We start from the raw sequence: 23469 nt of genomic DNA, 5'->3' as shown, positions 1-23469 counted from the left end.
ATTATTTTCCGGCCACTTCACGCAATGCGGTAATAACGTGAGTGACATTTTCATCGGTCATCGTTGGGAATAAAGGAATGGAACAAATACGCTCGCTGTTCCATTCGGTATCGGGTAAAGAAAGTGCGGGATAACGCTCGCGGTAATATTTTTGCGTATGTGCGGCTCTGAAATGCAGACCGGTTCCAATACCTTTTGCTTTTAAAGCATCCATAAATTCATTACGGGAAATTCCGCAGCGAGTTTCGTCTATGCGCAAAATAAAAAGATGCCAGGCATGTTTATGCGCCCAACTCGGCTGAATGAGCGGTAAATACGGCATACTCACTAATTCGTCTAAATAACGGTCGGCTATTTCCTTGCGACGCGCGTTGTTTTGCTCAAGTTTTTTTAACTGCACCAGAGCAATGGCCGCATTGATATCCGCGAGATTGTATTTGTACCCAGGTGAAATCACTTCTGCCTGCGGAGCACGTCCCAACGTCTGGCGGTCAAACGCATCAACGCCCAGGCCGTGAAACTTCAGGCTGCGCATTTTATTCGCCAGTTGCTCATCGTCGGTAACAATCAATCCGCCTTCTGCGCAGGTCATGTTTTTGATGGCGTGGAAGGAGAAAATGGCCGTTCCTTTATCGCCGACATGTTTGCCCTTGTAGTGGGTTCCCGCGGCGTGCGCAGCGTCTTCAATAACAGGGATTGCGTGGCGTTCGCCAACCGCACGGATGGCATCGATATCGACCGGAGCTCCCGCGTAATGCACGGGAATAATGGCGCGGGTGCGAGGTGTGATCGCGGCTTCAATCGCCTGCGCGGTGACCATCAATGTGTCGCGGTCAACGTCAATCATCACTGGCTCAGCGCCCAGTAACACAATCATATTGAGGGTGGAAACCCAGGTCAGCGAAGGAGTAATCACTTCATCGCCCGCCCCAATTCCCAACGCCATCAACGCTACGTGCATACCGGCCGTTGCAGAACTCACCGCAATAGCGTGCTTATTGCCGGTTAACTCGCAAAATGCTTGTTCAAGTGCCTGATTTTTGGGGCCCGTTGTTATCCATCCTGACTGCAAAACTTCGCTCACTGCGTCGATTTCTTCTTGTCCCATCGCAGGACGTGAGAAAGGCAGAAATTCACTCATCGGATATCCCTGTAATTATTAAGTCGCTTTTTTAATCATGAGACAGTTTAATTAAATGAAAGCGCAACACGATCGCGTAACAGCCTTTCAAATTAAACCGGATTAAAACAAAACCAACCTAACAGAGATTCCTTAGCGCAATATTAAGACAGCTGTAATCAGGGAGGAAATTTAGTTTGGGAGGATTAAGGTTAAATTAAGGTTTATGGTTAATAATACACAGTGTGGTTTGCAGATGAAAAAATCACATTAGTGAACGAGTATGAAAATTTGTTAATTCCCTTTAATTGCTCTCAGAATCAATATCCCTGGAGATGTTAATGCCTGTACTTTTCAGGATGAAGGTTGTCCCTCTGGTTTTGCTATTGGCAGTGGTATTTGCCTTTTTACTCAACTGGCCTGTGCTGCTGCATTTTTACGACATTTTGTCGCATCTTGAGCACGTCAAAGCCGGTTTCGTCATCTCTATCCCGTTTGTGCTGGTCGCGGCGCTCAACTTCGTGTTTATGCCCTTCTCAATCCGTTTTCTGCTCAAGCCTTTCTTTGCGCTGTTGCTGATTACCGGGTCGATGGTCAGTTACTCGACGCTCAAATATAAAGTGATGTTTGATCAGTCGATGATCCAAAACATCGTTGAAACCAATCCGCAAGAAGCCCATTCCTACCTGAACGGCTCCATCATTTTATGGTTGCTGCTGACCGGTGTTCTCCCGGCTATCTTGCTGTTTTTAATAAAAATAGAATACCCGGCAAAATGGTATAAAGGCATCGCATACCGCCTGCTTTCAATGGCGGCGTCACTGGTACTTATCGCAGGCGTTGCGGCGCTGTATTACCAGGATTACGCCTCCGTAGGCCGTAATAACTCCACGTTGAACAAAGAAATTATTCCGTCGAACTACGTCTACAGCACCTTTGGATATGTGAAAGACACTTACTTTACGACCAAAGAACCGTTCCAGACGTTGGGTGATGACGCTAAACGTGTCGCCAATAAAGAAAAACCGACGCTGATGATCCTGGTGATTGGTGAAACGGCGCGTAGCCAAAACTTCTCGATGAACGGCTATCCACGCGACACCAACGCCTTTACCAGCCAGGTAGGCGACGTTATCTCGTTTGCGAATGTGCATTCTTGTGGCACCGCCACCGCGATTTCTGTGCCGTGCATGTTCTCGGATATGAATCGCACCGACTATGACCACAAAAAAGCCGCGAACAGCGAAGGTCTGCTTGATGTGGTGCAGAAAACGGGCGTTTCAATGCTCTGGAAGGATAATGATGGCGGCTGTAAAGGGGCGTGCACTCGCATTCCGACAATCGATATAAAACCCACAGCAGACCCAAAACTTTGTGATGGCGAAACCTGTTTTGACGAGGTGATGCTGGACAATATCGACGAGGATATTGCCAAAATGACGGGCGATAAAATGCTGACTTTCCATCTTATCGGCAGCCATGGCCCAACGTATTTCCAGCGTTATCCAGCGGATCAACGCCATTACATGCCAGAGTGCGCCCGTAGCGATATTGAAAACTGTACCCATGAACAGTTAGTCAATTCCTACGACAACACCATTCGTAATACCGATCGTGTATTGGCACAAACAATTGAGAAGCTCAAACAATATAGCGACCGTTACAACACCGTGCTGCTGTATGTTTCTGACCATGGCGAGTCGCTGGGTGAAGACGGTTTGTACCTGCACGGTACGCCATACAAAATTGCCCCTCAGGAACAAACGCATATTCCGATGCAAGTGTGGATGTCACCTGGCTTTATTGCCGATAAACACATCGATATGACGTGCCTGAAAAATAATGCCCTTAAGAATGAATATTCCCATGACAATCTGTTCTCGTCAGTGCTTGGGCTTTGGGACATCAGCACCAGCGTCTACAAACCCGATATGGATATGTTCCGGGGATGTCGGAGTTAATTCCCCGGAGATGACGACATAAATCAATCATTGCGGCCAGCGTAGAATCGACTGGCCGCAATTTCTTTAGATAAAAGTTCGGATGATCAATTTCCAGGCAGAACCACCCACCCACTCCAGATCAATTTTTCACATTGACAGTAACTTACTTTCGCCGCGCATCTTGTCGGTGCCAGCGTCATTCATCCAGGGTACAATCCCCGCTGATTTTTAACCGAGCAACATCAAGGAGTGTGCATGTCTATCACGGCGGGTTCTGTGTACCGTGACACGGGGAATTTTCTACGCAATCAGTTCGTTACTGTTTTACTGATTGCTTTGCTTTGTGCCTTTATTTCGGTGGTGATCGGTCACGCTTTTTCACCGAGCGATGAGCAAATGTCTATCCTTAGTGAAGGGGATAATTTATCGAATAGCGTTGGGCTATTTGACCTTGTGCAAAACATGACACCTGAACAGCAACAGATGCTTCTCAAAGCTTCTGCGGCTTCAACGTTTGCCGGCCTGATTGGTAACGCGATTCTGGCGGCAAGCGTGTTGGTTCTCATCCAGATGGTCAGCGCAGGTCAGCGCGTGAGCGCCCTTCGTGCCATTGGCACATCGGCACCTGTGTTGCCTAAAATCTTTATTCTGATGTTCCTGACCACATTTGTGGTGCAGATCGGCATTATGTTGGTGGTCGTGCCGGGTGTGATATTTGCCATTTTGCTGTCCTTCGCCCCCGTCATGGTGGTGCAAGATAGACTGGGGATTTTCCAGTCACTGCGCAGCAGTATGCGTCTGGCCTGGGCGAATATGCGCCTTGTGGCTCCAGCAGTGATCAGCTGGTTGCTGGCAAAAACCGCGCTTCTGATGCTGGCATCTTCATTTGCAGCGCTTTCACCTGCAGTTGGCGGGGTGATAGCAAACACGATAAGCAACCTTATTTCAGCCGTGTTGCTCATCTATTTATTCCGCTTGTATATGCTGGTTCGCCAATAACATTCACCTGCTCCTGAGCGGCCAAATTTAACGCTCAGGAGTCATTTTACGGAACAGATTATGAAGCAGTTTCTCGACTTCCTGCCCCTGATTGTCTTCTTCGCATTTTATAAAATGTACGACATCTATGTGGCCTCCGGCGCGCTGATCGTCGCCACCGGTTTTGCACTGGTTTATAGCTGGTACAAATTCCGCAAGCTGGAAAAAATGGCGCTGATTACCTTCCTGATGGTTGCGGTATTTGGCGGCCTGACGTTGTTCTTCCATAACGATGAATTTATCAAGTGGAAAGTCACCGTGATCTACGGCCTGTTTGCCGCAGCCCTGCTGATCAGCCAGTGGGTGATGAATAAGCCGTTGATTCAACGGATGTTGGGCAAAGAGATTTCACTGCCGCAAACGGTTTGGTCACGTTTGAATGTGGCCTGGGCGCTGTTCTTTATTGCCTGCGGTGCGCTGAATATTTACGTCGCGTTCTGGTTGCCGCAGAGCGTATGGGTGAACTTTAAAGTGTTCGGCCTGACCGCTGCGACGCTGGTGTTCACCCTGCTGAGCGGTGTTTACATCTATAAGCACATGCCGCAAGAAGAGAAGTAAACCCTCCTTCAGAAAAGCAAAAACCCGCTCCGGCGGGTTTGATACTCATGATAAACCTCTACGTAGGTCGGATAAGCGGCTGCGTCATCCGCCCCCCCCTAACTAACCTTTGTCAGCATGCTATCAGGATGATTTATCGACCGTGGTGCTGGAACCGGAAGTCAGGATGCGAACTTTGTCGCCCTTATTGAAAGCGGTTCTACCGTCATAATCCTGTACCACGTCGATGATTTGCCCCGCATCGGTTTTAATCGTCAAATCCACGGTCTGCGCACTTTGCCGTTGGCTCTGACGGTTGCGTGACATTTGTGCGCCAGCCACCGCCCCCGTTGCCGTCATGATGCTTTTACCCGAACCGCCGCCAAACTGATTACCAATCGCCGCGCCTGCTGCCCCGGCGGCAACGGTACGCAATGGATGGGAGCGTGTCTGGCTGGTCGTAACCTGGCTTTGTTGTACCACGCCATATTCGATAAGCGTTTTACTTCCAGCAAAACTGGCCTGGCTGGAAAGCGCGAAGAGACTGAATGCGATAAGCAGGTGTTTTTTCATTGGAGTTACTGTGTTGTTTTAAAGTGGCGCTGATTTTGCCAGCCGCACTAGAATCCTCTTAAGTCATTAATGCTACTTAATACTCTAAATAATTCGAGGTGCAGGTAGGCGGCAAAGGAGTGAATCCCCAGGAGCTTACTAAAGTAAGTGACTGGGGTGAGCGAGTGCAGCCAACACCCCTGCGACTTGAAGTATGACGAGTATAGTGACTGAAACGCCTGCTACGTATTAAACTTAACACAGCAAATTTCAATTAATATTCAGGAAGACAGATGACCCAGCAAGACACTCCTGTCGGAGAACTGGTTTTACGCACGCTGGCCATGCCCGCAGACACTAACGCCAACGGGGATATTTTTGGCGGCTGGTTGATGGCGCAAATGGATATGGGCGGCGCCATCATGGCGAAAGAGATTGCCCAAGGGCGTGTCGTCACCGTTCGAGTTGACGGGATGACGTTCCTTAAACCTGTCGCCGTCGGAGATGTGGTGTGCTGCTATGCCAGTTGCGTAAAACGCGGTAACAGCTCCATCACGATAAACATCGAAGTCTGGGTGAAAAAGGTTTCTTCCGAGCCAATTGGCCAGCGTTATAAAGCCACAGAAGCCATCTTTATTTATGTCGCTGTTGATTCCGAAGGAAAGCCGCGCCCTATTCCGCGTTAAGCCTGGTAACAAAAAATGCGCCCATTGGCGCATTTTATGTCTATAGATTATCTCTCAAAATAAATTTACCGGTGGATTGTGCATTTTTAAATTATTCAGAAACTGTAATAGTTCGCAGTCAGAGCTAAGGTTAAATTTTCTCATCATTAAACGTTTATGAGCACTGACCGTTTTAACATTTACATTCATCAATTCGGCGATATCCATAATGTCGCAACCGCGCAGCAGATGTTTCGCAATCGTCACTTGCTGCGGTGTTAATGTGCGGTATTTACACTGCAAACATTTTTTAACTTGCAAAAAATTTTGGTTCTGTAAGTTATCTTTCCATGCTCGCGTGACATTTTCACGAATAGAATTCAAAGATTCTGACCGATGGACAAAAACAATATTTTTGATGCATAATGGTAAGTCATTATGGTGACAGTTTTTTTCACCGTCAGTGATACCGATAATTAAACCCGGCTTCCTTCGAAATTTTAATATCGGTTGGCAGACGTACTCGGCACCTGCAACGAAATTTTTAACGATAATATCTACGTGAGGTGAATTTACGCTGGTTAATGAATTAAATTTCACATTTTTATTTTGCTCACCAGAAAATACATCCTTAAGAAATAACTCCATCCCTTTGCGATAAAGTGCATTCGTATCTTCGAAAGCAATATTCAACATCTTAAACCTCATGGGATAAATTTTATGAACAATGGTTACTGGTAAGTAAATGTCGCCTGCATGGTTGAGATAATAGAACCGGGAGTGGTCTGGCCTTTAGCATACGCTCGACTTTTCAGATTGAATGTTACAGTTCGGTCAGCCTGTACTGGCAAGCTCATGGTTGTCGTTGGCCCTTGTAGTATGCTGCCCTGTAAAACTTCTACTGCAACATTCGTTGCCGTGCCGGTATTAATATAACGCCCTGGCGCACCAGTATCTTCGTTACCACCAAAAGTAAGTACAGCCGTTGTGGTTGCAGCCGGACAGGCGTTGAGCTTTAATTTAAAATCTTTTGCTGTAGACGTTACCCCCGCTGAAGCAAGGTCTGTCGCCTGAATATCCCCGAGGCTAACGGCTAAATCACTATTAGCCGTATCCAGCGTGCAGGGTGATGCCACAACATTCCCGGTGATATTCACGCTGACTGGGTCAGCCGCTGCATAATGCGCAGTCGTCGCTAAAATAAGAGCAAGAAAAGTCAATTTCGATTTTATTTTCATAACTGTTCCTTTTTATCTTAAAAGTTATTTAATAATGTTTACTGGTATGTGACATCCAGTGTCATCGTGGTATTTGCTGCACCGGTGGTTACTACACTTTGTGTTTGATAATAACGAGCAGTAAAGGTGAAAGTTTCTTGTCCGCCCGCAGAGGTTTTTAATAACAATCTATTATTGAGTGCCAGCGGTGAGCCATTATAAAGAATCTGCACACCCACCCCTTTCGCCACACCAGGACTCCCGGCATTCGTCAGTTGTAATACACCCGCCACCGAACTGTTAGTGTTTTGCGTGCCGTTCATTTGTACGTTAACTTTTGCACCAGCATCACAGGTTAAACCCATATCAAATGTTTTGGGCTTTGCTACTGAACCCACAGCAGTTAGAGATGCCGCCATGACATCATCGAGAGGTACATTAATCGCATTGTTATTTAAAGAGCAGGCAACAGATGTCACAGTTCCTGAACTAATATTTGCCCGAAAAGCATCCCCAAAAGTATTTACTGAATGGGTAAGGAATAGTCCAGAGTCAAGGTTATAAACACCAGAGGGAATTGGGCCTGTCTTGATAAGTTGATACAGGCTGGCAGCCATCAAATAACCATCCATCCTTCCACCGGACATTATTGTTGGCCCTGCTGAAGGCAGCCAACCAGGTGCAGATGCAACAAAGTTGATTCCCACACCTGGTATATTAGTATTGTAAGCCCCCGCTATTGGTGATTGTATTGAAAACAAAGCCCCTTTGTTTACCATTGTAGGTGTTACAGTGGTGCAGCTTATTATATTACTGACGGTATTTAATGCTTTAGCCGTAGCAATAACCGACCCAACAGGAAGATCGCGTTGAACAATGGTAGAACCAAAATCAAAGTAGGAATTTGATGCAGTACCGGTACAAGCAGCCAAAGTCGTGTGCGGAGTTAATAACGCAGCGGAAAAAACAACCAGCATAATTGCCATATTTTTTGTTATGGCTGATTGAGGGAATAAATGTTTTATTAAACTGTTCATGATTATCTCATTCATCTGCATTGCTCACTGAGAGTCTGCACGCCAGCATTGGCAGTCGTTGGTTTCGCTAGCGTGTAGCTTACCTGGCATTGTTCCTGCGCACTGTTGCCCCACTTCACCAGTAATGAGCCGTTATCTGCCAGGCCGGTCAGATAAACCTGCCCTGCGTCACCGACAATAAAGCCCTGCGCTGTTTTCTGTGCCGGGTCGGTAACCATGGCACCGAACGGCACGGGTGCACCACCGGCACGTAAGATTGTCATCATTGCACGTTGTCCAACACTGGCATTAAAGCTTGCCCGCACCACCGCACCGCGGGTTGGCACCACATTCTGGTTGGTGAGCGCCAGTTCCACATCGTCCGGTAGCGTTTGGTTATCCAACTGCAAGCTGTTTTTACGGTACGGTGTGGTGTAAGGCACGATGGCATAACCGCGCCAGTCGGTTTTCACTCCTGTCTGATTGCTGACACCAACCCCGCTAGCTCCCCGTGCTTCTACTAAAGTAATGGTTTCACCCATCTGCTGACCAAACGTCACCCCATGTTCATGAGCGACGATCCCACCCTGCACGCCGTAGTTCAGACGCTGGCTGTTACTGTCGTAGGCATAACCAGCATTCACTTCGCCATAGGTACCACGGTAATCGGCATTAAGATTTCCGCTGTTGCCAACACCCTTGCTGCCGTATCCTTCCTGGGCGCCCCAGCTTAAGTTATTCCCTTCAAGAGCCGTGCCGCTGAGCCCCACACTGTTGGTGGTATTGCCGTTCTTGCTGGTGTTCAGGTTGTAGTTGACATACGTATTCGGCATAAAGAAGTTCAACGGCACGTTTACACTTAGGCCAAATACCTGATCATGGGTATACACCTTTCCATAACCCGAGCCATTACTGCCGCTGGCCGTGGAGTTTTGGTTATAGCTGTAGTTCAGACCATAGCTGATACCGTTGTAAGAGTTGTTATATCCCCCACCAATCGAGCGCATCGTGCGGTCACTGTTCCAGTAATCTTCACTGACCCAACTCAGGGATAATGAACCTGCGCTTTGCCCAAGGTTCTGGCTGATAGTCAGTTCACTGCGGTTACGGCGACGTTCCAACATCGGCTGGTTGCTGTAGTTGCCGTCACGGTAAGTGTCCATCACTTCCTGAAGGCTGTAGTAACCATTGGTTGAGTAGCGATAGCCCGCAATCGCAAAGTTAGTGCCGGTCTGGATAACATTTTTGCTGTAGCGCACACGCCACGACTGGCCGCTATCCTTCGGTTGATTTTGTAATGTGGACCAGGCCTGCGAGACATCCGTTGAGATGGCACCAAAGTCGCCGAGGTTTTTACCCACACCCAGCGCAAGTGACTGGTACTTACTGGCAAATTGCCCGCCTCCGTAAGCCGTAAAACCGGCGGGTAAACCGTAAATGGCAGTTCCCTGGCTGAAAGGTGTTTCATCCACACTGCCGTCATACGAACGATATTGCCCGCTGGTGATGCTGTACTTGAAGTGACCTTCACGCTGCAATACCGGCAGTGAGGCAAATGGCACAACCAGATTTTGCTGGCTACCATCTGCTTCTTTGATGGTCACATAGAGGTCACCAGAACCACCGGTCGGGTACATGTCATTAATTTCAAACGCACCCGGAGCGACATAGCTCTGGTAAATGATGTAGCCGTTCTGGCGGATAATCACCTGCGCATTGGTGCGTGCAATACCGCGTACCACCGGCGCATAACCTTTCTGACTGTCCGGTATCATGTCTTCATCGGAAGCTAGTTGCACACCACGGAACGGCACGCTATCGAACACGTCAGATGGCGAACTGCTGTCACCCAGAATTAACTGGCTTTTCAGCGCGATAATGCTACGCGCAGCATAGGTATATACGGTGTCCCATTTATCCTGGCCGTTACTGTTGCGGCTCCAGGTGGTGTAGTTACGCAAACGCCATGGGCCGATGTTTATTCCGGGGCGCAGGTTGGCATATTGCGTATTGCTGTCCTTGCTTTCGCCATTGCGCACATAATTATTCGCGCCGCTCAGGTTGTAGTTAAGCAACAACGCATTAATGCCGTTATCCCACTGGCTTTCCGGCACATAGCCGCGTGCGCTCTGAGATACCGCCATCTGCGGGATACTCAGCAGTAATTGCTGACCGCTGAAGCGGAACTCAGCACTCGCCTGTGGGATTGCACTCAACCTGGCACACTTCGCATTTTTATCCCCCAGCCCCGGGAAAAGGTCCGTTTTTACGCCCATATCCTGGAGTTGCGCCACGCTCAGACAGGGTTGTAACGTCTCTTTGCCATCAGCATTTTTCTGCATACTGAATTCAACGTCGCGGGTGTCTTTCTGATCGTTGTTGACATAAATATCAACCCGATAAACACCTGGCGGCTGACCTGCGCCATCTTCAAAAATGGACAGGTCAGTGGTTCCCTGATGAGACGCATCGACTTCCAGCAGCGCTGGGTTAAACACATCACGGGCCTGGACGCCGAAGGACATACCGCCCAACAGCATTAATTGCCCGGCAATCAGATATGCCAACTTGCTGACACGCGGTACAGGCATGTTCCTGCCCTGTTTTATTTTGCTATTCATCCATTAACTCCCCGCCGTGGGTCACTGTTAGCAACCCTGCAATCTGTTAAAACATCTGTGTGTTTTTTTATTGGTGTCGCTGCGACTTACAAAGAACTCTTGTGCTCCGGTCCAATGGCACCGTAGTCACTGATAATTTTCCAGCTCAGACTGCCACTGCTTGCTCCTGCAGGTAATTCAAAACTCGCTGTATTACCAGGAGCAACATAAGTGATGTTTTTCAGTTGCTTGCCAGCCACTGTGATTTCCATAAAGTTCATATAGAAAGGAGTTGGGTTTGTGACCTGAAGGTTGTTACCGTTGCGCTGCCATTTAAGCTGTTCGGTAACATCTTCTGGTGTTCCTTTCAGGCCCTGCGGGCGGAAGATCAGCTTAAGTCGACTTTTAACCGCGATTTGCAAGGTGTTCTGATTCTCCTTAGCTTCGCCCGCCGGGATAGCCTTGACGTTCATCCAATAGAGGGATTCTTTGTGATTCGGCAAATTTCCGCCGGCACGTACCACACGCAGGACGTTTTCCTGGCCGCCATCAAGGCGGAACAAGGGAGGTGTAACCATAAAGGGGGCTTTCTCAGCGCCACCGCCGGTGGTGTCTACCCAGGTCTGAATCAGGTAAGGCACTTTGTCCGGGTTGTTGATGCTCAGTGAAGACTCCTTCTTGCCACCGTCATAAATAAGTCGAGTACCGCCAACAATGACTCCGGCCTGTGCGACAGTTGAAACGACCAGCAAGACTGCCAGTAATGAGCCAGTAAAAATTTTCATAGCATGTTCCTGTGTAGGCTGTGAAAAAAGCCGGCGATAATGCCGCCGGCCATATACGTTGAATCAGACCCCAGAGGGAAGGTTCTTAGTTGTAAAGAACGCTGAAGGTTGCTGTTGCGTTAGCAGGGCCTGGTTCAACGGTATCTGAAACAGAAATGTAACGAGCAACGAACGATAGGTCGTTAACCGCGCTGCCAGTTTGCAGGGAGTAAGATGTAGACGGGGTAAACAGTGGCAGAACATCAGCAATATCAGATAGCTGGATACCAACACCTTTAGCTACACCAGTATCCTGAGTCAGGTTCAATACGCGGTTGTCACCGTTCAGAGCCGTGCCATCAAAAGTAATACGTGCTGTCTGTACCGTTGCTGGGCAGTTAGTCAATTGCACGTTGAAGCTTCTTGGTGCGGCAGTGTCACCTGATTGGTGGAATTCAGATTTAGCAACACTACCCAGATCAACTTGCAGTGGGTTAGATGGGGTATTCACAACATCACAACCTGCATCGATGATTTCGCCAGTGAAGTTAACCTGACCAGCTGCAGCCATTGCATTACCAGCAGACAAAACAGCAGTAGCAGCGAAAGCCATAGCAATTAAATTCTTTTTCATCACAATATCCTTTATTTGTTTATTAGGCTCCGTTCTTTTTGGCAAAAAAATACCCAACCAATTATGGTTAAATAATTAAATTGCCTAGCCGGTCACCCCATGTTTGATCTATCGACAATATGCAGGGATGGTAATTAAAATTAGAGAAATAAAATTAAGAAGCTTTTTTAAAGTGAAATTTAACGTCATCATTTAAAACGTACCTAGATTCTATTTTAACTCTAATGCTTACACTCCATTTCCCTGCCTGAATCAATTCTCATCAGATCCCGCATTAAACTCAAGGTATTTCTCGGTCTACATTTAGACCGAGAAAGCAATACTAAAATTGATAATCGCCTTGCCATAATACTGACTCAAATAACAAAACCCCTCTAAGAACAATCCACTTACAACGGAGTTATAAGCCATGCGGATAATAAAAAAGCCAGTAATTTCAGAAGAATGCACAAACAGAAGTGATAAACCCAATTCTCATATACAGAATTTGATTAATTGCTTAACGCCTTACGCAAAAGTTTTTGAAACAAATAATAAACAAATTTTTAACTATAGTGATCAGGACGAGAATACCATTTTCATTCTGCTTGAAGGCAGCATTTCTCTTTATCGCAAGCATGACAACATGATTCTAAATTCAGAGTCAGCACCTTTTATTTTTGGAATGAGTCAGCAAATATCCTCGCCAGAATACCTCTTCTTGCGGACTCAGGAGCCTTGTCTTGTCGGCACGCTTTCACTGAATCAAGCGCATCGTTTAATTGGTGAAAATAACCTTTGGGAAAGTCTCGCAAAATTGCTGATTTATACCGTTTCACGTGTCTATGCGCATTGCGCTAAAATTTCACAACTTTCTGCTTATGAAATTATTCGTTATCAACTACTTGAGTTGATGAATGAAAGCCCGGAAATCCGGAGCAAAACCACTGCCACAAACTACATTATTAGCAGAACATTTTTATCCCGCAGTGGCACGATGCGTATCCTGGCTGAACTAAAAGCGGGCAACTATGTAAACATAGAAAAAGGGATCCTGCACAACATCAACCACCTCCCTTTGAAGTACTAACCCAATGAATTTACTGGAAACATTTGCTTAATTATTAGCGCGCGCGATGTGAGAGATTCCTGTGTGTTATATGCTATATTTTTATAAGACTGTTTGACCCTGTATGACGCTTTAGTATTAAGCCCGAGGAAAGAATGTGGACAATAGTGAAAAGTTCTCACTTTATACTGAAGAATTCATTAGAAAGCTGACTCCTTATGTGGAGTTCAAGTTGTCCCCTGCGGGGCAAGTCTACCCTTTTGTGACTAATGGGCGACTAAACTGCTATCTAATACGTACCGGGAGCATTTCTGTCTACTACTCTGGCGGCATCCTGATAGGTGGCCGACCTGCCCCTTTTATTTTTGGTTTGGGTGAATTTGACACAGCTTCATCTTTGTATTTCTCAACCAACGAGCCTTGCGAGATTGCTGAATCCTCTCGTGATGCTATTTTTGACATCATCGAGAAGGACAATCTTTGGCAAAATCTCTCAGTCCATATGAGGTTTGTCTCGAACATGTTACTAAATTACGCCACGATTCTTCATGCCCCTAGTGCCTATGAGATAATACGTATGCAGTTACTAAAGCTTATCAACGAACCTGAGTCGCTCAGGGAGTCCATTACCGCTGAAAAGTATATTCGTTCAAAAACGCATCTATCACGAAGTGGGATTATGCGTATTCTGTCCGCATTAAAATTGGGAGAATACATTGTGATCGAGGAAGGAGTGCTGAAGGAGGTTCGCCATTTACCTACGAAGTATTGAGACTTTGAAGATGAAGATTAAAAAACCGGGCTTCCCCGGCTTGGTTTAAAACGCCTATGTCAATTCGGACTGATTAATCGGAAAATAAATGAACCGGTGGATTATGCATTTTAAGATTCTTAAGGCACTGCAATAATTCACAATCTGTACTTAAATTAAACTTCGCCATCATTAAACGCTTATGAGCGCTGACAGTTTTTACGCTAATATTTAAATGCACAGCGATCTCAGCAATATCATTACCGCGCAGCAAATGCTTGGCAATAATAATTTGCTGGACTGTCAATGTGACATATTTACAGTTCAGACACTTTTTACTCTGCAAAGCCCTGGGGTTGTGCATCATACTTTTCCATGCCTGAATAATATTATTGCGAATCGTCTCTAACGATTCAGAGCGGTGAATAAAAATAGCATCTTTCACACACAGCGGTAAATTTTCATGGTAAGGATTTTTATCGCCATCAAAAATACCTATAATTAAACCGGGTTTACTGCGGAACTTCAGCATTGGGTGGCAGATATATTCAGCCCCCGGAACAAAGCTTTTAACGATAACATCTGCCTGAGTAGCGTTTACTTGTGTGAGTGTTTTAAACTGCACTGATTCGTTCTGCTCATCCAAAAATAATTCCTCAAGGAATTTTTCCATGCCATTTCTGTAGAGCGCATCTGAATCATCAATTGCAGCATTTAACATACAAACCTCATACATCCATATTAAGGAGCAATTCTAATATGCGTATATCAATAGAGAATGCCGGAGCCATTTCAGCCCCGGTATTTTTTCTGGAAGATTAGTTATAGGTGAAGGTAATATTAACAACCGCGGCAACTAAGCCTGCCGTGGCTCCCCCTTTTGACAAGATCCGCCCTCGCATCGGGAATAATGCGGTATTGCTGGGTGTACGGGGTATTGACCAAACCTGTCCATCGCCTAATGGCCTATGCGCTGTATCATTAGATTGCACTTCCACGGCGATGTTTGTGGCATCAGCTGTATTTTTGTAGAGACTTAATGAACCAGGGCTATCAGGCGTCCCGCTAAACGTAGCCACCACGTTGGTGGTACTTAACGGACAGTTTTTCATAGCGAATGAAAAAGGTACCCAATCGCCGGCAGTGTTAGCAGCTGCTAAATTCAGGGTTTCAATATTTTGACCTAAACTGATGTAAAGCGTACTGTCGCCATCAAATTCACAAGGAGAAGCCACGACCTTACCAGTAATATTGATTGTCGTATCGATGGCTTGTGCAGACCCCATCAATATTGAGAAACTCATTGCCGCCAATATACCTAATTTAAGTTTAATGTTCATTTAAATATTTCCGTTTACATGGAGCAAGCTTCATATATTTAGGTAAATTAGTTATACATAATTGTGGCATACGCTACCGATGTAACAGCACCTTCCGCAACCGGTGTGGCTAAAGCATAATATCGGGCTGTAAACAGCGTGGTTAAATTGCCAGTTACATTACCTAAGTTAATATTATTGCCATTACCATTTGGAACAGGGCTGCCGTTTCTTAAAATCTGTACCCCGACGCTACTTGCCGTGGCAGGGTCAGTATTTTTAAATACCGCATTCGCAGCGTCTTGCATATCCCCGGTAAACAATAAAGAAATATTATTTTGTGTTGGGCAATTAATTTTTATTTGGAAGTCCTTGGGTTTAGCTCCAGGGTTCGAGAGGCTTAGTTCATTTGTGTATACGTCATCAAGAGGCACGTTTACAACTGAATCAGCCGTACAGAAATGCTGTTCAATGACCGGAATATCTCCAGCCAAATCTATGTGTACGTATTTATCAAAGTCATTCAGGTCCAAACCTACTCCATACACCGCTAATGTTTGTGCCGGAATAGGGTCGTTGCCAACCGGGCCCAACTTAATAAACTCGATGATCAGTGTCCCGCCATGCATACCCGTTTGAGCCCCCTGGTCTGGTCTGTACTTAGCGAGCGGAAAATAATCTGTCCCCATATAGTCAGGCCATATCCCAGGACCAAATTTGAGACGATATCCTAACCCCGGCGCATGAGTGGGATAGATATTGCCGTTAGGCGTGCCATACCCTTTCCAGATATACATCGCTTGTCCGACTTGTGGACTACATCCGTATGTTGCATCCGGGAATGTGACTGTCGTCGTCCCCACAACCGCACCGATGGCGACTTTGGCATCAACATTAATAGCCGCTGGCGGTGGAGCGAGAGAAACTGCCGGGCATACAGCATACGCATTTTGGGTCACTGCCAGCGTACTGACAAATAACCCCGCCAGTAATAACAGCATGTGGTGTTTTTTATTTATCATCTTATATGACCTTATTTACACAGCCCGTTCATCACCTGAACGCCAGCATTCGTTGTCTGTTTCGCCAGTGTGTAATTCACCTGGCACTGCTCCTGCGAGCTGCTTCCCCACTTCACCATCAGTGCGCCGCTGTCTGCCAGACCGGTCAGATACACCTGCCCTGCATCACCGACTATTGCGCCCTGCGCCGTTTTCTGGGCCTGGTTAGTCACCATCGCACCAAACGGAACAGGCGCACCGGTGGTTCGTAGGATGGTCATGAGTGCACGCTGCCCGACGCTGGCTTTAAAGTTGGCACGCACCACCGCGCCACGGGTTGGCACCACGTTCTGGTTGTTGATGGTCAGATCCACGTCGTCCGGCAGTGTCGCCGTACTGAGCTGAACGGAGTTTCTGCGATACGGTGTGGTGTAAGGCACAATCGCATACCCACGCCAGTCAGTTTTCACCCCCGTCTGGTTATCCACATCCACACCGTGCGCTCCTGGCGCGGCAATCAGGGCAATGGTTTCCCCTAACGGCTGGCCCAATGTCACGCCATTTTCATGGGCAACAAGGCCCCCCTGCACGCCGTAGTTCAGACGCTGGCTGTTACGGTCATAGCTGTAACCGCCGTTCACTTCACCGTAAGTGCCCCGGTAATCTGCATTCAGGTTGCCGGTATAGCCTACACCCTGGCTGCCATAACCCTGCTGCACACCCCAGCTCAGGCTGTTGCCTTCAAGCGCCATCCCGTTCAAGCCCACACTATTGGTGGTATTACCATTCTTACTGGTGTTCAGGTTGTAGCTGGCGTAGGTGTTCGGCATAAAGAGGCTCATTGGCACGCTCAGGTTGAAGCTGAACACCTGATCGCGGTCATAAACCTTGCCACGCCCCTGCACCCCATTTTTATTGGCGGTGGAGTTTTCGTTATAGCTGTAGTTCAGGCCGTAGCTCATGCCGTTGAACGAGTTGCTGTAACCCGCGCCGATGGAGCGCATGGTCCGATCACTGTTCCAGTAATCTTCACTGACCCAGCTCAGAGACAGCGTGCCCAGAGCCTCAGTCAGATTCTGGCTGATGGACAATTCACTGCGGTTGCGAGGGCGCTCCAGTTGCTGCAGATAGCTGGCAGGGCCGTCACGGTAGGTATCCATCACTTCCTGCAGGCTGTAATAACCACTGGTGGAGTAGCGATAACCTGCAATCGCAAAGTTAGTCCCAGTCTGCACAATGTTTTTGCTGTAACGCGCACGCCACGACTGGCCGCTGTCTTTTGGCTGATCCTGTAAGGTCGACCAGGCTTGTGTCACATCAGCCGAAACCGCACCAAAGTCACCGAGGTTTTTACCCGCACCTAATGCCAGCGACTGGTAATGGCTGGAGAACTGCCCGCCACCGTACGCCGTGAAGCCTGCCGGCAAGCCATAAATGGCCGTGCCCTGGCTGAATGGCGTTTCATCAACGCTGCCATCATAGGAACGATACTGGCCGCCGGTAATACTGTATTTGAGGCGCCCTTCGCGCTGCAGAACCGGCAAAGAGGCGTATGGAATAACGAGTTTTTGTTCGCTGCCGTCGGCTTCTTTAATGGTCACATACAGATCACCGGAGCCGCCGGTTGGGTACATGTCAGTGATTTCAAAGGCACCGGGTGCCACGTAGCTCTGGTAAATGACGTAACCGTTCTGGCGGATGACAACCTGCGCATTGGTACGCGCAATCCCACGCACCACCGGGGCATAACCTTTCAGGCTGTCCGGCATCATGTCATCGTCGGAAGCCAGTTGCGCACCACGGAACGGCACGCTGTCGAACACGTCAGAAGGTGAGCTGCTGTCACCCAGCACCAGCTGGCTTTTCAGCGCATTAATGCTGCGGGCGGCATAGGTATAAACCGTGTCCCACTTGTCCTGGCCGTTGCTGTCTCGGCTCCAGGTGGTGTAGTTACGCAGACGCCACGGGCCGATGTTAAGACCCGGGCGCAGGTTGGCGTACTGGCTGTTGCTGTCAGAACTCTGGCCGTTTTTGGCGTAGCTATTTGACCCGCTCAGGCTGTAGTTGAGCAGCATGGCAACGATGCCGTTATCCCACTGGTTTTCCGGCACGGCACCGCGCGCACTCTGGGACACCGCCAGTTGCGGGACACTCACCAGCAGTCGCTGATCGTTGAAACGAAAATCAGTACTGGCCTGCGGAATGGCACTCAGTTTTGCGCACTTCGCCTCCTTCGCACCCAGCTCCGGATACAGATCGGTTTTCACGCCCATCTCATGAAGCATCGCCACACTCAGACACGGTTGCAGCGTCTCTTTGCCCTGCGCATCTTTTTGCAGGCTAAATTCCACGTTACGGGTATCGAACTGGTCGTTGTTGAGGAATATATCCACACGGTAAATACCTGGTGGCTGGCCTGCGCCCTCTTCGAAAACAGACAAATCGGTTACGCCCTGCTGCGGTGCACCCACCTCGAGCAATAACGGGTTAAACACATCACGTGCCTGGGCACCAAAAGACATGCCCCCCAGTAACATCAAATGACCGGCAATCAGATACGCCAGCTTACTGACACGTGGTTCGGGCATGTTCCTGCCCTGATTATTTTTGCTATTCATCCATTAACTCCCTGCCCGCTAGTCCCATGAAGTAACCCGGCAATGTGGATATTTATCTAGAAGCTCTTCGGCTTTATTTATTGCAGTCGTTACTGACTAAATGGAGCTGTTATGTTCCGGCCCGATGGAGCCGTAATCATTGATAATCTTCCAGCTCAGGTTGCCACCGCTGACGCCCGCCGGAAGCGCGAAACGCTCGCTGCTGCCTGGCGCGACATACATGGCATCCTTGACGACTTTTCCCGCCACTTTGACTTCCATAAAGTTCATATAGAACGGCGTCGGGTTAGTGACCTGCACACTGTTACCGCTGCGCTGCCATTTAAGTTGGCTGGTCACATCTTCAGGCACGCCTTTCAGGCCCTGCGGGCGGTAAATCAGTTTCATGCGGTTTTTGATGGCGATTTGTAAGGTGTTCTGGCCTTCTTTGGCTTCACCGGCCGGGATGGCCTTAACGTTGATCCAGTAGAGAGATTCTTTGTCATTCGACAAATTGCCACCGGCACGCACGACACGCAGTACGTTCTGTTGCTCACCGTCGAGGCGGAACAGTGGCGGAGTAACGATAAAGGGGGCTTTCTCAGCGCCACCCGCGGTGGTGTCTACCCAGGTCTGAATCAGATAGGGCACTTTGTCCGGGTTTTTGACGCTCAGTGAAGACTCCTTATTGCCCCCGTTATAAATAAGACGCGTGCCGCCAACGATAACGCCAGCCTGGGCAACGGTTGACGAGAAAAGTAATGCTGCCAGTAGTGAACCACTGAGAATTTTCATAGCGTTTTCCTGTTAAGGAGGTCAAAAAAATGGCCGACAGCAATGCCGCCGGCCAGTGATAGGTATTCAGCCCATACAGGATGGTGATTAGTTATAAATAACGCTGAAGTTTGCAGTTGCGTTAGCAGGGCCAGCGGTAACAGCAGTACCTACAGCTTTGTAACGTGCGGTGAATGCCAGGTCGTTCATATCTGAACCAGATACCAGGGTGTAAGTCGCGGATGGCTGACGCAGTGGCAGAACACCAGCAGTATCAGAAATCTGAATACCCACGCCAGTTGCAACACCATTGTCGGCATTCAGTTGCAGAACAGAAGTGTCACCGTTCAGCGGAGTACCGTCGAAAGAAATACGTGCAGAAGGAATAGCCGCCGGGCAGTTAGTCAGCTGGATTTTGAAAGTCTGTGCAGCAGACAGGGTGTTGCCAGCGGTGAATTCAGACTTAGCGATCTGGCCCATTGCAACAGTCAGAGGACTTGCTACGGTGTTAACAACATCACAACCTGTTTCAAGAATTTTACCAGTGAAGTTAACCTGGCCAGCAGCAGCAGAGGCATTAGCAGCAGACAGAACAGCAGTAGCGGCGATTGCCAGAGCGATTAAATTCTTTTTCATTACACTTTCCTTTATAAAATTATTTGGCGTCGGTCTTTCTGACAAAACACATCCCAGCCATCATTGGCCGTTCATTGTTTTATCTGCCGAACTTTCCATGCTTTATCATCATCGTAGAATTAGCTTTATAACAGTTGATTACCCACCTCTGCTTTCGTTAATCTAGATAAAACATGACCTGCAAATATAATTTGAAAGCACACGCTATAATTAAGATTCAATAAAGCAAAGAAGCGCTTATCTCTGTTGGAATCAATTTTCAATTAAATCACCCATCGAGATCAAGATACCAAGAGTCCAACTTTGGACTTAGAAAGAAACAAATTAAAAAGTAAAATAACCCTGCAATAATGAATAGAGAAACAGTAAGCACAAATATTCATCGCATTAATTAAAATAGGAGATCGCCCATATGGATTTATTGGAAAAGGCAATTGTTTCAGACAGATATATTTCAAGCGATGATAAACCTTCTGCGCATATTGATATACTTATCGATGCCTTCAAGCCTCACGCTAAAATCTTTGAAACAAAAGCCAGGCAAACGATCAACTACATTGAAGATGGAGAAAGTAGAATCGTATTGCTGTTGAGAGGCAGTATTTGCCTCTACAGAAAAAGTGACAACATCGTCCTGAATTCGGAATCATCCCGCTATATATTCGGAATATCTCAACAACTGACAACACCTCATTCTCTTTTCCTCAGAACACAAGAAACGAGTCTGGTTGGCACATTGCCATTGAATATCGCGTTAGAGTTAATTAGAACGAATAAATACTGGGAGAGTCTGGCGAGGTTACTGATCTATAACGTGACGCGAGTACATGACCACTGTGCGAAAATTTCGCAGTTATCATCCTATGATATTCTTAGATCTCAATTATTTGAATTAATGAATGAGAGCCCAGAAATTCGCAGTAATACCACTGCGGCCAATTACATCATCTCCCGCACTTTTTTATCCCGCAGTTGTGCGATGCGCATACTTTCAGCGTTGAAAGCCGGTAACTACATTACGATGGAGAAGGGAATACTGATCGATGTGCATCATTTACCGCTAAAATATTAGCCATCAAACCAGGCTCTTACCTGCTAGCGGGTGATGAAAAAAAACCGGGTTTAACACCCGGTTTAGTGACTCATAACCTCAGCTTTACTCGCTTAAACCCCGGTTCTCCAGCATCGGTTCGCTGTACGGTGCGTGCCCGCGCCAGTCGTTATACAGTGTTTTAAGCTCACGGCTGTTGCCGCGCGATAAAATCGCCTCACGGAAACGCTGGCCGTTTTGCGCACTCAACCCGCCCTGCTCCACAAACCACTGGAAGCCATCATCGGCCAGCATTTGCGTCCAGATGTAGGCGTAATAACCCGCCGCATAGCCGCCACCAAAAATATGGGCGAAATAGCTACTGCGATAGCGCGGCGGAACGGCGGCCAAATTAATGCGCTCTTTCTCCAGTGCCGACGCTTCAAACTGCGCCACATCGTCAACTGCGCTTCCGGCAGGCAAACTGTGCCAGTTCATATCCAACAGTGCCGCAGAGAGCAGTTCCGTCATGTCGTAGCCTTTATTGAAACGGGCGGCTTTGAATAACTTCTCTTTGAGTGCTTCTGGCATCGGTTCGTTAGTCTGGAAATGCCGCGCATACCTGGCGAAAACCTGTGGCTCACGCGCCCAATGCTCGTTAATTTGCGACGGGAACTCGACGAAATCGCGTGGCGTATTGGTGCCTGAAAGCGTGGCATATTGCTGGGTGGCAAACAGGCCATGCAAAGTGTGGCCAAATTCGTGGAACAGCGTCACCACGTCATCCCAGGAAATTAACGCGGCTTCACCGCTGGCGGGTTTGTTGTAGTTGCAGACGTTGTAAATGACTGGCGCACTTTCCAGTAACGTTGATTGCTCAACAAAATTGCCCATCCACGCCCCGCCGCCTTTGCTGTCGCGGGCAAAGAAATCGCCATAGAACAGCGCCATGCCGCGCCCGTCTTTATCGAAGATTTCCCAGACACGCACGTCGTCGTGATAAACCGGGATATCAAAACGTTCCACAAAATTCAGGCCGAATAACTGGCTGGCAGCCCAGAACACACCATTTTCCAGCACGTTGTTCAGCGCAAAATAAGGTTTGATCTGTGCTTCATCGAGGTCGTATTTGGCGCGACGCACTTGCTCCGCATAAAACGCCCAGTCCCAGGCTTCGGCTTTGAATCCACCTTGTTGAGCATCGATAACGTGCTGAATATCTGCCAGTTCACGTTGCGCTCGCGCCGTTGCCGCAGGCACGATATCGCGCATAAATTGCAAAGCGGCTTGAGGCGTTTCCGCCATTTGATCGGCGATTTTCCACGCAGCGTAATTATCAAAACTCAGCAATTGCGCTTGTTCCGCACGTAATGTTGCCAGGCGAGCGACGATTGCGCGTGTGTCGTTGCCATCGTTTTGCTGTGTGCGTTCCCAACCGGCTTTAAACAGTTTTTCACGCGTTGGGCGGTGACTCAGGGATTGCAATGCGGGTTGCTGGGTGAAATTCAGCAATGGGATTAGATATTTCCCGTCCAACCCTTTGGCGCTGGCCTGTTGCGCGGCGGCAGCAATTTCTGCCGAAGTTAATCCATCGAGGTGTTGAACATCGTCCACCACCAGCCCGGCGGCTTTATCGGCGGCATGAAGCCGATTGTTAAATTGGCTGCTCAGTTGCGCCGCTTCTTTATTGAGTACTTTTAAGCGCGCTTTTTTCTCGTCACTTAATGTCGCGCCGGCAAGATTAAAACTCTGCCACACCACTTCCACCAGCCGCTGCGATTCTTCATCAAGACTCAGCGAATGGCGGCGTTGGTAAACATCATTTAAACGCGTAAACAGCACGGAATTGAGGCGCATTTCATCGGCGAGTTCCGCCAGTTCGGCGGCAAATTCTTCATCGAGCTGTTGCAGGTAATCATTGGTGTTGGCGGAGGTCATGGCGAAGAAAACGTGGGTCACTCTTCCCAACATGTGCCCGGTTTTCTCCAGCGCCAGGTAGGTGTTTTCAAACGTCGGTGCCGAGGGGTCATTAGAAATCGCGGCGATTTCTTCACGCTTGATACGTTTAGCTTCGTCAAATGCCGGGCGATAGTGGCGGTCGTGAATATCGTCAAAATGCGGTGCCTGGTACGGCAATAAACTGATGCGATAAAACGGGTTTTCCGTTTGCATGCGGGACTCCTGCTGGGGGCAAAAGATAATTTGAGACTGCTTTGGGTAGATGACG

At 48.0% G+C, this 23469-nt stretch carries 22 protein-coding genes; 7 read left to right on the top strand and 15 right to left on the bottom strand.

Annotated elements, in window-relative coordinates; translation table 11 throughout:
• Position 1: 1 nt before the first annotated feature.
• Complete coding sequence (gene arnB, locus D6029_RS00580) at positions 2 to 1141, bottom strand: UDP-4-amino-4-deoxy-L-arabinose aminotransferase (RefSeq protein ID WP_120062887.1); 1140 nt, start codon at positions 1139 to 1141, stop codon at positions 2 to 4.
• Between the two features lie 320 nt (positions 1142 to 1461).
• On the opposite strand from arnB, the gene D6029_RS00575 reads away from it, so the two are divergent.
• The 3 genes from D6029_RS00575 to D6029_RS00565 all read left to right on the top strand — a co-directional run bounded on the left by D6029_RS00575 (position 1462) and on the right by D6029_RS00565 (position 4659).
• On the top strand, positions 1462 to 3081 hold the full coding sequence (locus D6029_RS00575) for a phosphoethanolamine transferase (protein WP_120062886.1): 1620 nt from the start codon (positions 1462 to 1464) through the stop codon (positions 3079 to 3081).
• Positions 3082 to 3318: 237 nt separating this feature from the next.
• The gene (locus D6029_RS00570) at positions 3319 to 4062 is read left to right on the top strand and encodes a YciC family protein (protein ID WP_120062885.1); all 744 of its coding nucleotides are present in this window, start codon (positions 3319 to 3321) and stop codon (positions 4060 to 4062) included.
• A gap of 60 nt (positions 4063 to 4122) precedes the next feature.
• Positions 4123 to 4659 (top strand): septation protein A, encoded by a 537-nt coding sequence (locus D6029_RS00565; RefSeq protein WP_120062884.1) that lies wholly within the window; start codon positions 4123 to 4125, stop codon positions 4657 to 4659.
• A gap of 123 nt (positions 4660 to 4782) precedes the next feature.
• Here the strand turns inward: D6029_RS00565 and D6029_RS00560 are convergent, their stop codons facing one another.
• A complete protein-coding gene (locus D6029_RS00560) occupies positions 4783 to 5211 on the bottom strand; it encodes an outer membrane lipoprotein (RefSeq protein WP_120062883.1) in 429 nt (142 codons plus the stop codon).
• A gap of 272 nt (positions 5212 to 5483) precedes the next feature.
• On the opposite strand from D6029_RS00560, the gene yciA reads away from it, so the two are divergent.
• On the top strand, positions 5484 to 5876 hold the full coding sequence (yciA, locus tag D6029_RS00555) for an acyl-CoA thioester hydrolase YciA (RefSeq protein WP_120062882.1): 393 nt from the start codon (positions 5484 to 5486) through the stop codon (positions 5874 to 5876).
• Between the two features lie 54 nt (positions 5877 to 5930).
• On the opposite strand, the gene D6029_RS00550 is transcribed toward yciA, so the two are convergent.
• The 6 genes from D6029_RS00550 to D6029_RS00525 form a co-directional block, all read right to left on the bottom strand.
• Positions 5931 to 6551 (bottom strand): helix-turn-helix transcriptional regulator, encoded by a 621-nt coding sequence (locus D6029_RS00550; protein WP_167455949.1) that lies wholly within the window; start codon positions 6549 to 6551, stop codon positions 5931 to 5933.
• A 35-nt stretch (positions 6552 to 6586) separates the two neighbouring features.
• The gene (locus D6029_RS00545) at positions 6587 to 7093 is read right to left on the bottom strand and encodes a fimbrial protein (RefSeq protein WP_120062880.1); all 507 of its coding nucleotides are present in this window, start codon (positions 7091 to 7093) and stop codon (positions 6587 to 6589) included.
• Positions 7094 to 7131: 38 nt separating this feature from the next.
• Positions 7132 to 8109, bottom strand: coding sequence for a fimbrial protein (locus D6029_RS22370; protein ID WP_147365208.1), 978 nt, complete (start codon positions 8107 to 8109; stop codon positions 7132 to 7134).
• Between the two features lie 11 nt (positions 8110 to 8120).
• Positions 8121 to 10679: a fimbria/pilus outer membrane usher protein gene (locus D6029_RS00535; protein WP_244212354.1), complete on the bottom strand. Its 2559-nt coding sequence runs from the start codon at positions 10677 to 10679 to the stop codon at positions 8121 to 8123.
• Positions 10680 to 10795: 116 nt separating this feature from the next.
• A complete protein-coding gene (locus tag D6029_RS00530) occupies positions 10796 to 11473 on the bottom strand; it encodes a fimbrial biogenesis chaperone (protein WP_120062877.1) in 678 nt (225 codons plus the stop codon).
• Between the two features lie 85 nt (positions 11474 to 11558).
• A complete protein-coding gene (locus tag D6029_RS00525; RefSeq protein ID WP_208642654.1) occupies positions 11559 to 12086 on the bottom strand; it encodes a fimbrial protein in 528 nt (175 codons plus the stop codon).
• 409 nt (positions 12087 to 12495) lie between these two features.
• Between D6029_RS00525 and D6029_RS00520 the strand changes: the two genes are divergently transcribed.
• Together D6029_RS00520 and D6029_RS00515 are read left to right on the top strand one after the other, a co-directional pair.
• Positions 12496 to 13155 carry a helix-turn-helix domain-containing protein gene (locus tag D6029_RS00520; protein ID WP_120062875.1) on the top strand — a complete coding sequence of 220 codons (660 nt, stop codon included), beginning with the start codon at positions 12496 to 12498 and terminating at the stop codon, positions 13153 to 13155.
• A gap of 136 nt (positions 13156 to 13291) precedes the next feature.
• Positions 13292 to 13906: a winged helix-turn-helix transcriptional regulator gene (locus D6029_RS00515; RefSeq protein WP_120062874.1), complete on the top strand. Its 615-nt coding sequence runs from the start codon at positions 13292 to 13294 to the stop codon at positions 13904 to 13906.
• 73 nt (positions 13907 to 13979) lie between these two features.
• Here D6029_RS00515 and D6029_RS00510 read toward each other — a convergent pair whose 3' ends face one another.
• The 6 genes from D6029_RS00510 to D6029_RS00485 form a co-directional block, all read right to left on the bottom strand.
• Positions 13980 to 14606 (bottom strand): helix-turn-helix transcriptional regulator, encoded by a 627-nt coding sequence (locus D6029_RS00510; RefSeq protein ID WP_167455948.1) that lies wholly within the window; start codon positions 14604 to 14606, stop codon positions 13980 to 13982.
• Positions 14607 to 14703: 97 nt separating this feature from the next.
• Positions 14704 to 15225, bottom strand: a complete 522-nt coding sequence (locus tag D6029_RS00505; protein WP_120062872.1) for a fimbrial protein — start codon at positions 15223 to 15225, stop codon at positions 14704 to 14706.
• Positions 15226 to 15272: 47 nt separating this feature from the next.
• Complete coding sequence (locus D6029_RS00500; protein ID WP_120062871.1) at positions 15273 to 16226, bottom strand: fimbrial protein; 954 nt, start codon at positions 16224 to 16226, stop codon at positions 15273 to 15275.
• 11 nt (positions 16227 to 16237) lie between these two features.
• Complete coding sequence (locus D6029_RS00495; protein ID WP_244212353.1) at positions 16238 to 18793, bottom strand: fimbria/pilus outer membrane usher protein; 2556 nt, start codon at positions 18791 to 18793, stop codon at positions 16238 to 16240.
• 126 nt (positions 18794 to 18919) lie between these two features.
• Positions 18920 to 19597 (bottom strand): fimbrial biogenesis chaperone, encoded by a 678-nt coding sequence (locus D6029_RS00490; protein ID WP_120062870.1) that lies wholly within the window; start codon positions 19595 to 19597, stop codon positions 18920 to 18922.
• 87 nt (positions 19598 to 19684) lie between these two features.
• A complete protein-coding gene (locus tag D6029_RS00485) occupies positions 19685 to 20212 on the bottom strand; it encodes a fimbrial protein (RefSeq protein ID WP_120062869.1) in 528 nt (175 codons plus the stop codon).
• Between the two features lie 412 nt (positions 20213 to 20624).
• On the opposite strand from D6029_RS00485, the gene D6029_RS00480 reads away from it, so the two are divergent.
• Positions 20625 to 21284: a helix-turn-helix domain-containing protein gene (locus tag D6029_RS00480; RefSeq protein ID WP_120062868.1), complete on the top strand. Its 660-nt coding sequence runs from the start codon at positions 20625 to 20627 to the stop codon at positions 21282 to 21284.
• 84 nt (positions 21285 to 21368) lie between these two features.
• Here the strand turns inward: D6029_RS00480 and dcp are convergent, their stop codons facing one another.
• Positions 21369 to 23414: a peptidyl-dipeptidase Dcp gene (gene dcp, locus D6029_RS00475; RefSeq protein WP_120062867.1), complete on the bottom strand. Its 2046-nt coding sequence runs from the start codon at positions 23412 to 23414 to the stop codon at positions 21369 to 21371.
• Positions 23415 to 23469: the final 55 nt, after the last annotated feature.

The sequence above is a fragment of the Buttiauxella izardii genome, from assembly GCF_003601925.1.
GTDB lineage: Bacteria > Pseudomonadota > Gammaproteobacteria > Enterobacterales > Enterobacteriaceae > Buttiauxella > Buttiauxella izardii.
This window is presented reverse-complemented; position numbering and strand designations above follow the sequence as displayed.